Annotated in this window: 9 protein-coding genes; 2 read left to right on the plus strand and 7 right to left on the minus strand. The window is 69.3% G+C overall.

The window, feature by feature from the left end; translation table 11 throughout:
• Positions 1-91 precede the first annotated feature (91 nt).
• The gene (locus GQR91_RS07225; RefSeq protein ID WP_235904004.1) at positions 92-2,905 is read right to left on the minus strand and encodes a TonB-dependent receptor; all 2,814 of its coding nucleotides are present in this window, start codon (positions 2,903-2,905) and stop codon (positions 92-94) included.
• Positions 2,906-3,274: 369 nt separating this feature from the next.
• On the opposite strand from GQR91_RS07225, the gene GQR91_RS07230 reads away from it, so the two are divergent.
• Entirely contained in the window at positions 3,275-4,012 is a 738-nt protein-coding gene (locus tag GQR91_RS07230) for a GntR family transcriptional regulator (RefSeq protein WP_112382252.1), read from the plus strand.
• A 6-nt stretch (positions 4,013-4,018) separates the two neighbouring features.
• A complete protein-coding gene (gene galA / locus GQR91_RS07235) occupies positions 4,019-6,919 on the plus strand; it encodes a beta-galactosidase GalA (protein WP_162853760.1) in 2,901 nt (966 codons plus the stop codon).
• 42 nt (positions 6,920-6,961) lie between these two features.
• Here galA and nagE read toward each other — a convergent pair whose 3' ends face one another.
• From nagE to GQR91_RS07265, 6 genes are all read right to left on the minus strand, one after another.
• On the minus strand, positions 6,962-8,662 hold the full coding sequence (gene nagE / locus GQR91_RS07240; RefSeq protein ID WP_174236635.1) for an N-acetylglucosamine-specific PTS transporter subunit IIBC: 1,701 nt from the start codon (positions 8,660-8,662) through the stop codon (positions 6,962-6,964).
• Positions 8,659-11,154, minus strand: coding sequence for a phosphoenolpyruvate--protein phosphotransferase (gene ptsP / locus GQR91_RS07245; RefSeq protein ID WP_149682259.1), 2,496 nt, complete (start codon positions 11,152-11,154; stop codon positions 8,659-8,661). The genes nagE and ptsP overlap by 4 nt, the downstream gene beginning before the upstream one ends.
• Before the next feature lie 30 nt (positions 11,155-11,184).
• Positions 11,185-12,357: an N-acetylglucosamine-6-phosphate deacetylase gene (gene nagA, locus GQR91_RS07250; protein WP_149682258.1), complete on the minus strand. Its 1,173-nt coding sequence runs from the start codon at positions 12,355-12,357 to the stop codon at positions 11,185-11,187.
• Positions 12,354-13,403 carry an SIS domain-containing protein gene (locus GQR91_RS07255; RefSeq protein WP_149682257.1) on the minus strand — a complete coding sequence of 350 codons (1,050 nt, stop codon included), beginning with the start codon at positions 13,401-13,403 and terminating at the stop codon, positions 12,354-12,356. The genes nagA and GQR91_RS07255 overlap by 4 nt, the downstream gene beginning before the upstream one ends.
• Positions 13,404-13,553: 150 nt before the next feature.
• Complete coding sequence (locus GQR91_RS07260) at positions 13,554-14,297, minus strand: copper homeostasis protein CutC (RefSeq protein ID WP_149682256.1); 744 nt, start codon at positions 14,295-14,297, stop codon at positions 13,554-13,556.
• Positions 14,294-15,325 carry a glycosylasparaginase gene (locus GQR91_RS07265; protein WP_149682255.1) on the minus strand — a complete coding sequence of 344 codons (1,032 nt, stop codon included), beginning with the start codon at positions 15,323-15,325 and terminating at the stop codon, positions 14,294-14,296. The genes GQR91_RS07260 and GQR91_RS07265 overlap by 4 nt, the downstream gene beginning before the upstream one ends.
• Between the last annotated feature and the right edge of the window lie 76 nt (positions 15,326-15,401).

The following is a 15,401-nucleotide window of genomic DNA, read 5'->3' on the forward strand; positions in this document are numbered from 1 at the left end:
GTCCATGCCCCTGACCCAAAAAAACCGATGCCGGCCGCGTCGGGAAAACGCGGCCGGCACAACAGGTTACATGCGGGGGAAACCCGAGGGGTTACATGCGGAACGATACGCTGCCGACAAAGGTGCGCCCGTTCTTGTAGAAGGCCGAGGGCCGGTCGCGCGTGCCGCTATATTGCAGATACGTCTCGTCCAGCAGGTTCTGCGCATTGACCGTCAACGTGATGTTCTTGGTCAGGTTGAGCGAGGCGGACGCGTCGAGCTGGCTGTAGGGCGCCACCATCTCCTCCGATCCCAGCCGCCCGATCGTGCGGAAATAGGAGGTGCGATAATTGTAGCTGACCCGCGCCTGGAACGGTCCGCTCTCGAAATAGGGGATCACGTTCACGGTATGCTTGGACAGATAGGGCAGGTTGAGCGCCCCGTTGATCCCGGCGATCGTCGAGGTCGAGCTGTCCTGGTACGAATAGTTCGCCTGCAGGCCGAACCCGCCCCAGATTTCGGCCTGACCGTTGACCAGCACGCCGTTCACCTTGGCCTTGCCGCCGTTGATCGGCTGGTTGACGTTGTACGTCGTCAACTGGTTGCGCAGCGAATTGAAGTAGACGGCATTGGTGCGCGTGTTGATGATATAGTTGTCGATGTCGCGGCGGAACAGTTCCAGCGACAGCAGCGCACCGGCACGCGGATACCATTCCGCGGTTACTTCGTAATTGGTCGACTGGTACGGCCGCAGGTTCGGGTTGCCGCCGCCGCCGTCCAGCGTCACGTCGTTGAGCGAGGTCGCCGCCGCCAGGTCCTGATAACGCGGCCGCGAGATCACCTTGGCCACGGACCCGCGCACGATCACTTCCGGCGTGATCGTGTAGATCAGGTTCACGCTCGGCAGGAACTTCAGGTAATCGGTCGAGACGCGCGTCGGCACCGGCTGGGGATTGACCACGTTGCTCAGCGTCGTGGCGTAGTTGGATACGTCGCGGGTATAGACCAGCCGCCCGCCGATATTGCCGCGCAGTCCGCCCTGATCGAAATTCGCCTGGATGTAGGACGCGGCCACCGTCTCCTTCACCCTGGTCGATGCGCCGATCTTGGTGACCAGCGGGCTGTTGATCGAATTGGCGAGAATGTCGATCACCGACTGTTCGGGGAGATTCAGGAACTGGGTCGCGCTGCCCGATCCGCCGCTGCCGTCGAAGACGCCGCCGGGGGTGACCCCTGTGGTGACCCCGAGCTGCGCGGCGGTTTGCGAACTGGTCTTGTAGGTGTTGATGCCGCGGGCGTTGATGCGGTTGACGTGATCGGTCACGCGCGCGCCGATCAGCAGCTCGGTGAACACGCCGCCCAGCGGCACCGTGCCGTCGAAGCCGCCAAAGATGTCGCGGTCGGTGGTGACGCTGTAATCCAGCCCGCCGATCTGCGCGGCGTTCAGCTGCGTCCCGTTTATGATGACGGGGCGGCCCTCGATCTGCGCCGGGTTGTTGTTGGGGTTGGTGAAATAATTCGCCGGGTTGGTCAGGTCGCCGGTAAAATTGACCTCCGCCGATGTCGGCGTGATCGCGTAGCTGAACGGCAGGCGGGTCTGCACGTTGAACAGATATTCGGGATTGCGCCCGCCTGTCGCCTTGCTCCAGCCGCCGGCGAACGACACCTTGGCGCCGTCATCGCCTTCCCAATCGGCGAAGAAGTTCAGATTGTCGGTCTTCAGCTTGGTGCGGCGGACCAGGGTATCGAGCTGCGCGCTCTGGCTGTTCGCTGCGCCGAAGCTGGCCTGCGTCACCACGCCGTTGGATACGGTCGCGGATTGCAGCACGTCACCGGTCCATGCGCCGGGGATGGTGTACATCGCCTGGCTGTAATTGTTGTAGTTGCCGTCGATGTGCAGGCCGTTCAGCGTCAGCGTCAGGTTTTCGGCCGGGCGATACTGCACCGTGCCGGCGATGCTGGCGCGCTGGCGCTGCTGCTGGAAATAGGCGTAGTTGATGCCGAAGGGCGAGGCAGCGGCATAGAGATCTTGGATCGTGCCGCCGTTGATCGTCGCGTTCGGGTTCTTCAGGGACAGCGCGCCGGTGGTCGCGTCGCGGTTGACGAACGGGCTGTTGCGCGTGCCGTCGACATTGGGCGCGATATTGTCGTAGCCGAAGAATTCGACACCGGCGCGCACCATGTTCTGCTTGTCATAGGTCGCCGCGATCAGCACGCCGAAGGTCTCGGCATCGTTGCGCCAGCTATACAGGCCCGAGCCGCGGATATTCCCCTTGTCCGCGCGGTCGTTGTACAGATAGCCGCCCGACGCGAAGATCGAATTGGCCTCCAGTTCCAGCGGCCGGCGGGTGCGCACGATCACCGTGCCGCCCAGGCTGCCTTCCTCGATCCGCGGCTCCGGCGACTTGTATACTTCCAGCCGGTCGACCAGTTCGGGGGCGAGCAGCGAATAGTTGAAGGTCCGGCTGCTGGGGTCGTTGTCGTTGCCGCCCCAGTCGGCCGATGCCAGCCCGTGCCCGTCGAGCAGCATGCGGTTCAGGGCCGGGTCGGTGCCGAGAATGGCGACCTTCTCACCCTCGCCGAAGCGGCGGTCGATCGACACGCCGGGGATGTGCGCCAGCGATTCCGCGACGTTGCGGTCGGGAAACTTGCCGATGTCCTCGGCCGAGATGGCGTCCACCACGGCGTTCGCGTTGCGCTTCACCTCGATCGCCTGGCGAAGGCTGCGCGCATAGCCGGTGACGACGATTTCGCCGTCCTCGCCCGCGGTGCCATCCTGGGCCGCCGGGTCCTGGCCGGATGCGGCGTTGCTCGGGGCGGTGGTGCTGGGCGGTGTTGTCGGCGCCTCCTGGCCTTGCGCGGCCGTGGCGGCCAGTCCGGTCATGGCCGTCGTCATCAGGATCCAGTGGCGCAACCGCATCGTCATTCCCCTTCCATGGAGAGGCGCCCAGCCGCGCTGCTCCCCGATCTATCGCCGCATGGCTGGCGGCTCTCCCTGCCGGTTCTTGGCGGTCAGGGATCCGACCTACGGTATAACCAAAATATACCATATGCGCTACAAAAATTCATCAAATTGACTTAAAATCGGCAGGTAATAATAAGTAGTTGGTGGGAAACGAATTAATCCGCCGCGCAACATGAGCCTTTCGGCGAATGTGTGTTGGATTGGAATGCTCGCCGGATCCGTCGGAGCAGTTGTTCCCCGGCGTGCCATTCGGTAGGTTCGCCCTTCATGGCGGCGCATCGCGATCGCACGACACCCGCCGTGGGGGCGGTGGGACAAAGGGAGACGGGAATGGCTTTTTCGGACGAGGTGGGGCGGTTCCGCGATGGCAATCCATCTCCGCTCTATCTCCAGCTTCAGCAACTGATCCGCGAGGCGATCGGCCGCGACGTGCTGGTGCAGGGCGATGCGATCCCCGCCGAACGCGATCTCGCCACCGAATATGACGTGTCGCGCATCACCGTGCGCAAGGCGATCGGCGGCCTGGTCGAGGATGGCCTGCTGACCCGTCGCCGCGGCGCCGGCACCTTTGTGGCAGGACGCGTCGAAAAGAGCTTTTCCAAGCTTTCCTCCTTTTCCGAAGACATGGCCGCGCGTGGCAAGGCGGCGTCCAGCGAATGGATCAGCCGTGCCGCGGGCACCGTCAGCCCGGAGGAATCCATGGCGCTCGGCCTGTCGCCGGGCGCGCCCGTGTATCGCTTCCAGCGCATCCGCTATGCCGATGACGAGCCCATGGCGCTCGAATTCTCCACCATCGCCGGCTATTGCCTGCCCTCGGTCCAGGCGGTCGGCGACTCGCTGTATGTCGCGCTGGATCAGGCGGGCAGCCGTCCGGTGCGCGCGCTCCAGCGGCTCCGCGCCGTGCCCTTCGGCCCCGAACATGCGCGCATGCTGGGCGTCGATGCCGGCCAGCCCGGCCTGTTGATCGAGCGGCGCGGGTTCCTGCGCGACGGTCGCGCGGCCGAGTTCACCCGGTCCTATTATCGCGGCGACGCCTACGACTTCGTTGCCGAACTGTCCGACCTGTAGGGGTCGATGCCCGAGGAGTTTCCGTTCTTGAATCGCCGTCAACTGCTCCTCACCGGCGCCAGTGCCGGTGCCGTTCTCGCGCTGCCCGTCCGGGCCGCCCCCCGCCATCGTCGGATGGGGGAGGCGGGTGCCCTGCCGATGCCCGCACCGGGCAATGCGCTGCCCCCGCCGCTGCCCGTCCATGATGCGAACAAGACGCGGATGGAGCGCGGCTGGCTGTTCCACGAAGGCGACATTGGCGATCCCGTGCTGGATACGCACAACGCCACTTATCTCAGCGTCAAGGCCGGCAATGCTCAGGGTGCCGCGGCGATCGACCATGACGACAGCGACTGGGCGCGCATCCGCCTGCCGCACGACTGGGCCAGCGCGCAACCCTTCGAGGAAAGCGCCAACGTCTCGCAGGGCTATCGCCGTCGCGGCATCGGCTGGTACCGCCGCCGCTTCGCGCTCGACCCTGCCGATCGGGGCAAGCGCCTCGAACTGCATTTCGACGGCATCGCCACCAATGCGACGATCTGGCTGAACGGCAGCACGGTGGCGCACAACTGGTCGGGCTATAACAGCATCTATATCGACCTGACGCCGTTCGCCCGCTTCGGCGAGGAACTGAACACGATCGCCATCCGCGTCGATGCGAACGCGATGGAGGGCTGGTGGTATGAGGGCGCGGGGCTTTACCGCCATGCCTGGCTGGTCCGCCGCGCGCCCGTGTCGATCGCGACCGACGGCGTCCACTGCGATCCGCGCCGCGGTGCCGGGCGCTGGCAGGTGCCCGTCGCCGTCACGCTGAACAGCGTTGCACGCGAGGCGGCGACCGTCACGGTGGAGGCGCAACTGCTCGCCCCCGATGGCCGTCTGCTCACCCGTGCCGAGACGCCCGCCACCGTCACGCCCCTGGACGAAGCGGTCGCGACGCTGATGCTGGATGCCGGAAACCCGGTCCTGTGGTCGGTCGAGGCGCCGACGCTCCACACCGTCGTCACCCGCGTGCTGGTGGACGGCACGGCCGTCGACGAGCGCCGCACCCCCATCGGCTTCCGCACCATCCGCTTCGACGCAGGCGAAGGCTTCTTCCTCAACGACCGGCCGGTGAAGCTGAAGGGCGTGTGCCTGCATCAGGACCATGCCGGCATCGGCACCGCGATCCCCGACAGCCTGCACCGCTGGCGGCTGGAACGGCTGAAGGCGATCGGCTGCAACGCGATCCGCTGCTCGCACAATGCGCCGTCGACCGAATTTCTCGACCTGTGCGACGCGATGGGCTTTCTCGTCATGGACGAGAACCGGCAGTTCAACCCCGCGCCCGACTATATGGCGCAACTGCGCTGGCTGGTCCGGCGCGACCGCAACCATCCCTCGATCATCCTCTGGTCGGTGTTCAACGAGGAACCGATGCAGGGGACGGAGGCCGGCGTCGAGATGGTCCGCCGCATGGCGCATGAGGTGAAGGCGCTGGACGACAGCCGCCCGGTCACCGCGGCGATGAACGGCGCGTTCTTCGAACCAAACAGCGTGTCCAGCGTCGTCGATGTGACCGGCTTCAACTATTACCAGAACGACTACGACCAGTTCCACCGCCTCTTTCCCGACCGGGCGATGACCAGTTCGGAGGATACCAGCGCGTACGAAACGCGCGGCGCCTTCCACAGCGATCCCAAGGCGCATGTCATCAGTTCCTATGATGACGAGGCGGCAAGCTGGGGCGACACGCATCGCAATACCTGGCGCAAGATCATGGAGCGTCGCTTCGTCGCGGGCGGCTTCGTCTGGACCGGCTTCGACTATCATGGCGAGCCGACCCCCTATGCCTGGCCGACCATCTCCAGCTTCTTCGGGGTCATGGACCTGTGCGGTTTTCCCAAGACCGCGACCGACATCCACGCCGCGCATTGGGTGGACGACCGCCCCGTCGTCGCGATCGCCCCGCACTGGACCTGGGGCGGCAAGGAAGGCCAGCCGATCCGCGTGTTCGTGACGAGCAACGCGGAAACGGTGGCCCTGCGCGTAAACGGCCGCGATCTCGAACCGCAACAGGTCGACCGGATCATGGGCAACGAATGGACCGTGCCCTACGCCCCCGGCCGGGTCGAGGCGATCGCGATGCGTGGCGGCCGCGTGGTGGCGACGGCGGCGCAGGAAACCGCCGGGCCGCCCGTCGCGCTCCGCTTGACGCCCGCGCGCAGCGTCATGGCCGGTGACGGCGAGGATGCGCAGGCGATCACCATCGATGCGGTCGATGCCAGGGGGCGCCACGTACCCACCGCCAACCTGCCGACGCGCTTTTCGGTCGAGGGTGCCGAGATCATCGGCATCGGCAATGGCGATCCCAACAGCCACGAACCCGAAAAGGGCAATGCCCGCTCGCTGTTCAACGGCCTTGCCCAGATCATCGTTCGCGCGGACAGGGGGGACGGCCGCGTGAGCCTTCGTGCCGAGGCGGAGGGCCTGTCGCCCGCGCGCCTGATCATCACGCGCCGCCCGGTGGCCGAGGTGGCGCAATGGCCGGAAAGCTTCGGCGGGCAGGCCTTGCGCGAATGGCGTCGCTCGCCCGCCTCCGCGACGAAGCCGGGTCCCGACGCCGCGCCGCCCGACGGCGACAACAACAGCTGGGCCTTTGCCCGCGCCGGGAATGGCGCCAAGCCCGATCCCGCCGGCAACTGGCGCGCCTGGCGCATCACCGTCACTCCGTGGAAGCGTATCGCGGCAGAGGGCGGCATGCTCCGCTTCCGCGAGATTACCGGCCGTGCCGAACTCTATGCCGATGGCCGCCGTCTCGCCACCAAGGATAGCACCACCGCCGGCCCGCTGGAGGCGCGCCTTCCGGCCGGCTCTGGCGCCCGCACGATCCTGCTGGTGGTGGAAGGTGCCGGCATCACCGGCCCGGTGACGCTGACGGTGGAGTGATCAGACTACGCCCTCTCCCCAGATGGGAGAGGGCTTGAAATCTCAACCCGCGACGAACCGGTCGGCATCGCCCAGCAGATGCACGACCCCGGTCGCCGGGCGCGCCACCGCCTTCACGCCGAGCTTCGCCAGCGCCGCGTCATCCACGGCCCCCGCAACCTCGACCCGCACGCGCCCGGCATGGACGCTGGCGACACCGACCTTGCCGCCCAGCGCGTGCACCAGCGCCGGGGTCAGTTGCACGGCCTTGCTGGTCTCCGCCTCAGCCACCGGAGCGACGGCCATGGCGCCACCTCCTCCCGCCAGCGCATCGCGTATCTCCGACGCCACCGTGTCGGCGATCGGGCCGACCACCACCTGGAGCGCGGTGGCGGACGGGCGGATGATCCCCCGCGCGCCCAGTGCCTTCAACGCCGCCTCGTCCACCACGTCCTGATCGTTCACCACCAGCCGCAGCCGGGTCGTGCACGCGCCCACGTCGCGCAGGTTCGCCGCGCCGCCCAGGGCCTGGGCGAACGCCGTGCCGCGCTCGCCGGCCGCGACCGGTGCGACCGCGGTCGCCGCGCCCTCGGCGATCGGCTCCCGGCCCGGTGTCTGCAAGCCGAAGCGCCGGATGGCGAAGCGGAAGATCGCATAATAAGCGAGGGCATAGGCGGCCCCCACCGGCAGCAACATCAATGGCTTGGTCGCCTTGCCGAAGTTCAGCGCATAGTCGAACAGCCCGGCGGAGAAACCGTACCCCAGCTTCACCCCCAGCGCGTTCATCACCGCCTCCGCCGTACCGGTCAGCACCGCATGCACCGCATAAAGCGCCGGCGCCAGGAACATGAACGAAAACTCGATCGGCTCGGTCACGCCAGTCAGGAACGAGGTGAGCGCAAGGCTGAGCAGCAACCCGCCCACCGCCTTGCGCCGTTCCGGCAACGCCTCGTGATACATCGCCAGACAGGCGGCGGGCAGGCCGAACATCATGACTGGGAAGAACCCGCTCATGAAGCCGCCCGCGGTGGGATCGCCCGCAAAGAAGCGCGTCAGGTCGCCGGTCTTGCCCTGGAACTCGCCCACCGAGAAATAGGCGACGTTGTTCAGGATGTGGTGCAGCCCGGTGACGAGCAGCAGCCGGTTGAGCAGCCCGAAGGCGAACAGCCCCGCGCCACCCGCCGCGACCACCCCCGCCGACAGGGCGTCCATGCCGGCGCTGATGCCGGCGTAGCTGACGCCTAGAATCAGCGCGAGGCCGAGGCCGGCGAAGCCGGAGGCGATGGGGACGAAGCGGCGTCCGCCGAAGAAGGCGAGGTAGTCGGGCAGCTTCAGGTTGGAGAAGCGGTTGTAGAAGCTGCCGCCGATCGCGCCGGCGATGATGCCGACGGGTACGTCGAACTTGGCGACGGTGGTCGCCTTCCACGCCTTCTCGACGGTGGCGCGCAAGCCCTCGGGCACGGTGGCCAGCACGTCGGGCGGCACCACGAACAGCGCCTGCGCGCCGGCGGTGGCGACGAGGTAGCAGACCAGGCCGCCCATCGTCGCCGCGCCGTTGCCGTCCCGGGCGAACCCGGTCGCCACGCCGATCGCGAACAGGAGGCCCAGATGCGCGAAGATGGCATCGCCCGCCGCGCTGACGAACGCGATGTCGAGCAGGTCGGGCTGACCGAGACGCAGCAGCAGCCCGGCGATGGGTAGCACCGCGATCGGCAGCATCAGCGCGCGGCCCAGTGGCTGCAACGCTCCCAGGATGGCCCTCATGCGCCCAACTCCCCTTCGAACTTGCGTGCGAGCGCGCGCACCTCGGCGGCGGTCGCGCAGGCCAGCGCCGCCTGTGCGTGCGCGCGGGCGGCCGCCATGTCGAGCGCTGCGACCAGCGCCTTGATCTCGGGCACGGCGGCGGGCGCGGCGGACAGCTCGGTCACGCCCAGCCCGACCAGGATCGGCACCGCCAGCGGATCGGAGGCCAGGCCGCCGCACACGCCGGTCCAGCGGCCATGCACGTCCGCGCCCTTCACCGTTTCGCCGATCAGGCGCAGCACGGCCGGGTGCAGCCCGTCGAGCGCGCCGGCGACGCTGGCATTGCCGCGGTCCATGGCCAGTGCATATTGCGTCAGGTCGTTGGTGCCGATCGACAGGAAATCCGCCTCGCGCGCCAGCAGGTCGGCGGTGACGGCGGCGGCGGGCGTTTCCACCATCACGCCCAGTTGGACGCGGGAGCCCGCCTCGATCCCCTCCAGCACCGCGCGGACCCGGCGCAGTTCGTCGACGCCCGCAATCATCGGCACCATGATCCGGCACTGCCCGACCGGTTCGACCGACAGGATCGCGCGGATCTGGTCCTCCAGGATTTCGGGATGGGCAAAGCCGACGCGGATGCCGCGCAGGCCCAGCGCCGGATTTTCCTCTGGCGGGATGGGAAGGTAGGGCGCAGGCTTGTCGCCACCGATGTCGAGCAGGCGCACGATCAGCGGCCGGCCGTCCAGCGCGGTCGCCACCGCCTGATAATCGGCAACCTGTTCGTCCAGGCTGGGCGCGGTGTCGCGTTCCAGGAACAGCAGTTCGGTGCGCAGCAGGCCGCAGCCCTCCGCGCCGTTCGCCACCGCGACCCGCGCATCGTCGGCGGAGCCGCAATTGGCGAACAGCTCGATCCGCGTGCCGTCGCGCGTCCGGCAATCCTCACCGGCCCGCGCCAGCGCATCGGCCCGGCGGCGCTGCGCCTCTGCGATCCGCGTCTCGGCAGATGCCAGCGTGTCGGCCGACGGCGCGACATGGATCAGCCCGCCGCTGGCATCCAGCACGACGCGCGTTCCCGCCGCCACATCGCGCAGACCCGCGCCGATCGCGACCAGCGCCGGCAGCCCGCGCGAGGCGGCCAGGATCGCGACGTGCGAGGTCGGCCCGCCACGCTCCACCGCGAGTCCCGCCAGCCGGTCGAGGTCCAGCCCCATCAATTGCGACGGCAACAGATCGTCGGCGACCAGGATCGTGCCCGGTGCCAGTTCGGCGCGCCTGTCCTCCACGCCCATCAGACGCGCGATCAACTGCCGCTCCAGGTCGCGCATGTCGTCCGCGCGCTCGGCCAGCCGCCGGTCGCCACCGGCGCGCAGGGCATCCGCCTGCGGCCGGATCGCGCCGCGCCAGGCATGGCCGGCGCTCTGCCCCTGCGCGATGCCGGCGAGAGTCGCCTCGATCAGCACAGGGTCGTCCAGCATCGCGGCATGCGCCTCGAAGATCGCACGGGCCGGCCCCGTCGCGCTTGCGCTGCGCGTCGCCAGTTCCTCGGCCAGCGCGCGGCGTGCCGCGTCGAAACAGGCTTCCTCGGCGGCGATGCCGGCACCCTCCACGGGCAGAGACAGGTCCTCCGCGCGCCACAAGGCGACGGTGCCGATCGCCAGGCCGGGCGCAGCGGTCACCCCCGCCAGCGCGCCTTCGGGAAGCGCGGACAGGACGGGCGCGGGCGGCGGCGGCGGTGGGGCAGGGGCGGGCGCGTCCTCATGGATGCCGCTCAGGATCAGTTCGGCGAGCGCGGCCACCGCATCCTCGGCATCCGGGCCGGTGGCGGTGATCGTCACCGTGTCGCCATGCCCGACCCCCAGCGCCAGCAGGCCGATCGGGCTGCGCGCGCTGGCGCCGGTGCCGTCCTTTTCCAGCGTCACCTCGGCGGCGAACCGCTTGGCGAGGTCGGCGATGCGCGCGGCGGGACGGGCATGGATGCCGTGGACCAGCGGCACCGCGATCACCCGGCTGGCGCTGGCGCCCCCTTGCGCGGCGGTCGTGGCGGCCACGTCGGCGCGCGACACCAGCGTCATCAGCGGATCGCCCACCGCGACCATGCCGGCATCCGCGCGGTGTTCGATCGCGAAGCGTTCGCCGTTGGTCACCACGATCGGCGTCACCACCGCGCGCGCCTCGCGCACCACCATGTCCAGATCGAACCGGATCAGCGCCGCCCCACACGCCACGCGGTCACCGGCTTTTACCACCGGTTCGAAGCCGCGCCCGGCCAGCGCCACCGTGTCCAGCCCAATATGGATCAGCAGTTCGGCCCCCTCGGGCGTCACCAGCGTGATCGCATGGCCGGTCGGCTGGACGGTCACCACCTTCGCGTCGCACGGCGCGACCAGCATGCCCGCCACCGGATCGATCGCGATCCCGTCGCCCAGCATCGCCTCGGCAAAGACCGCGTCGGGGACGTCCCGAATGGGGCCGGCCCAGCCCTCCAACGGCGCAAACAGGGGGATGGTGGCCATGATATCTCCGGGAAACGCGATAAGGGGTGGTCAGGCGACGGGTTCGTCCAGCGGCAGCGCCGCCGGGGCGGCGATCGGCTCGCCACCGATCCAGGTACCCGCCGGGGTCAGGTCCGCGGTCAGGCACACCCAGTCGGCATGCTGGCCGGGGGCGATCTGCCCCCGCTCGGCGGTCAGGCCGAGGAACGCCGCCGGGCTGGTCGCCGCCATGGCGGCCGCCTGTTCGGGCGACAGGCCGAGACGCGTCACCGCGCCGCGCACCGCGCCCGCCATGTCCAGGTCGGAGCCGGCCAGCGTGCCGTCGGCACCGACGCAGCGCCCGTCCTCGACATGGATCGGCTTGCCCTGCAGCACGAAGTCCTTGGAAGCGGCGCCCACGCAGGGCATCGCGTCCGACACCAGCATGAACCGGTCGAGCGGCCGGGCGCGCAGCGCGATGCGCAGCGCCGCGTCATCGACATGGAAGCCGTCGACGATGATCCCGCAATAGACCTGCTGGTCGTCCAGCGCGGCGCCGACCACGCCCGGCGCACGGTGGACGAGCGGCGACATCGCATTGAACAGGTGCGTCACGCCGGTCACCCCGGCATCGAACGCGGCGCGCGTGGTGGCATAGTCGGCATCGGTATGGCCGATGCAGACCAGCACGCCCGCCGCCACCAGCGCCTCGATCTGCGCGGGCGACACCCGTTCCGGGGCCAGCGTCACCATGACGCGGCCGGTGCGGCGCTGCGTCAGGATCGCCATCAACTCGTCGTCCAGCGGCTGGAAACGGCTGGGATCGTGGATGCCCTTGCGGCTCAGCGCCAGCACCGGCCCCTCGACATGGGTGCCCAGCACGCCGGGAACGCCGGCGGCGATCGCCGCATCGGTGGCGTCCAGCGCGCGCGCCACCACCGCTGGCCGGTCGCTGATCAGCGTCGTCATCAGGCCGGTGGTGCCATAGGGTGCGTGCGCGGCGGCGATGGCGGCGATGCCCTCCACCGTGGGTTCGTCGTTGAACAGCACGCCGCCGCCGCCATTCACCTGCGTGTCGATGAAGCCCGGCATCAGCCAGCCGCCCCGAAGGTCGGTCGCGTCCTCGCCGTCGCCGACATCGCCGGTGACCGCGACGATCACGCCGCCTTCGACGTCGATCGTCGCCCGGGTCAACACGCCGCTGGCCGTGACGATATGGCCGTTGGTGAAGCGATGCAGCGTCATAGCGTGCGGGTGACCTTGCTCAAATGGCGCGGGGCATCGGGGTTGAGCCCGCGGGCCACCGACAATGCGTTGGCCATGCGATAGAAACTCTGGATCATTAGTATGGGTTCGATGGCCGGATGGTCGGCCAGCGCGGGCAGCGTGCCGCCGCCCTTGGCATCGGCGAGCAGCACGCGGGCGCTGCGCGTCGTGAACTCCGCCGCCGCCTCGCGCACGCCGTCGCCCGCGCTGTCGGATGTGGCAAAGGCAATCAGCGGGAACCCGGCATCGACGATCTCCATCGGCCCGTGGCGCACCTCGGCCGCACTGAACCCTTCGGCATGCAGCGCACAGGTTTCCTTGAGCTTCAGCGCCGCTTCCTGCGCGATCGCCAGGCCGAAGCCGCGGCCGATGACGAACAGGTTGGTGGCATCGACCAGGGCCTCGCGGCCAGCACTCCAGTCGCAGCTCCAGGCCTGGGCCAGCCGATCGGGCAATGTCCGGACGGCGGCCTTCAGCGTATCGTCCCCGGCCCATTCCGCCGCCAGTAGCGCCAGCGCGGCGAGCGCGGTGATGTACGACTTGGTCGCCGCGACCGATTTTTCGGGGCCGGCCATCAACGGCACCAGCGTGTCCGCCGCCTCCGCCAGTGGCGAGGTCGTGTCGTTGACCAGCGCCACGACATGCGCGCCCGCGGCCTTTTGCGCCGCGACGCTGGCCAGCAGGTCGGGGCTGCGCCCGCTTTGCGAGATCGCGATGCACAGCATCGCCGGGCTGGTGACGCTGGCTTCGTACACCGACGCGACCGACGGCGCGGCGGAGGCGACCGGCACGCCGACCAGCGTTTCGATCAGATATTTGCCATAGGTCGCGGCATGGTCGGACGAGCCGCGCGCGCACGTCACCACCACGGCGGGCGGTGCTGCGCGCAGCCGGGCGCCGAGCGCGGCCAGCGTGTCGCCATTGGCGGCGATCAGGCGACGTACCGCCGCGCTCGCCTCGGCCGCCTCGGCGTGCATCAGCGTGTCCGTTTCGCTGCGGGTTGCGATCTGCGGATCATCCGTCATGGCAGGCGCGCTGGCTCCTTGTCGGCCAAGAATGGGGTGCGCGGGCGACCGGCAGGCGCTTGGCGACAAGCCTCGGGCCGAACGACGCGCAGGCGGTCACCGCCGTGGCAAACCGCTCGTTGGGAAGCGTAAGTCATATATTGGTATTATTCAAGCGGACTTCACCATCTGCGCCAGGGTGGCGACGATGCCCGCGTCGGTTTCCATGCGCTGTGCGGCGGCAAAGCCGAACCGCACCAGCGTATCGTCGCCTTGCGCCACGGCGCGCCGGCACGAGGCGTGGAGTTCGCGCACCCCGGTCGCGAGGATCGCGGGCGCAGTGGCGGGGGACACGCCGCTGCCCGCCAGGATGCCGATCCGCCCGGCCGATCGTTCGACCAGCGCGGCCAGAGCCGCTGCGCCGTCCACCGCCTTCACCGCCCCGCCCGAGGTCAGCACCCGGTCGAAGCCGAGTGCGATGGCATCGTCCAAGGCCGCGGCCATGTCCGGCACCAGATCGAACGCCCGGTGCAGCGTCAGCGACAGCGCGCTTCCGCGCGCCGCCCCCAGTTCGCGGGCCAGCGCCACCCAGGCGGCCAGCGTATCGGTGTCCAGCGTGCCGTCCGCCCGGCTCGCGCCGATCACCACGCCCGCCAGCCCGGCCTCCGCTGCACCGCGCATGTCGTCGGCGACCAGCGCCCGGTCCGCCGCGTCGTAGACGAACCCGCCCTCACGCGGGCGGCACAGCAGATGGACGGGCAGGGGGGCCGCCGCCGCCGCGCGGATCAGCGAGGCCGGCGGCGTCAGGCCGCCGACGCCCAGCGCGCTGCACAGCTCGATCCGGTCGGCGCCGCCCGATGCCGCCGCGGCGATCCCGGCGGCATCCTCGACACAGACCTCCAGCCGGTACGTCATGCCTTGAACAACGACGGCGCCTTCAGCACCTTCGTCCGCCCGGCGGTGTCGGTCACCGCATAGGTGAAGCCGGGCAGCAGGCAGAAGGCGCCGATCCGCCCCCTGGTATCCATCGCCAGGAAGCCGACCTGCACGCCCTTGATCGCATCACCACGCAGGGCCGCGATGTGGCGCACCACTTCCTCGCACGCCGCCTGTGGCGCGAGGCCGGCGCGCATCGAGGCAACGACGCGGGCGGTGCCCGATACGCGGGTCACTTCCTCGCCCAGCCCGGTGGAGGTGGCGCCGCCCACGCCGCGTTCGACATAGAGGCCGGCGCCGACCTGCGGCGAATCGCCGACCCGGCCGCGCATCTTGAACGCCATGCCCGATGTGGTGCACGCGCCCGCCATCCGGCCGCTGGTGTCGCGCGCCAGCAGGCCGATCGTGTCATGGTCCAGCGCGCCGCCGGGCGTGCGATGGGGCGCCGCGGCGCCATAGGTGCCGACCTCGCTGTTGGCGACCGGGCGATACCGGGCGGTGGTCAGCCATTTGCGCCATTCCGCCTCGGCCTCCGGCGTCAGCAGGTTCTGGCGCGGAAAGCCCTGGTCGCGCGCAAAGCGCGTCGCGCCTTCGCCGACCAGCATGGTGTGGGGCGTCTTCTCCATCACCGCGCGCGCCACGGAGATCGCGTGCATCGTCTCCTCCAGCGCCGCCACCGCACCGACGCCGCCGGCATCGTCCATGATGACCGCGTCCAGCGTCACATGCCCGTCGCGATCGGGATAGCCGCCATAGCCGACCGAATGGTTGCTCGGGTCCGCCTCCGGCACCTTGCCGCCGGCCTCCACCGCATCGATCAGCGTGCCGCCCGCCTTTATCGCGGCAAAGGCGGCATCGTTGGCGGCGGCGCCGAAATCCCAGGTCGACACGATCAGCGCCGAACCGGCGGCGTCCCTGCCCGCCGCCCGCGCGCCGCCCGCCATCGCCGCGGCGGCGCCCATCCCGCCCAATACCGATGCTTGAAGTACCGATCGCCGCGTCGTCATCGTCATCCCCCTTGGCCCGGATCGTCCACTGCGCCTTGTCCCGAACAATGCATGCCTTGTCCCTGGCTGCAACATT

Origin of the sequence: Sphingomonas carotinifaciens, assembly GCF_009789535.1 — a bacterium.
GTDB classification, from domain to species: domain Bacteria; phylum Pseudomonadota; class Alphaproteobacteria; order Sphingomonadales; family Sphingomonadaceae; genus Sphingomonas; species Sphingomonas carotinifaciens.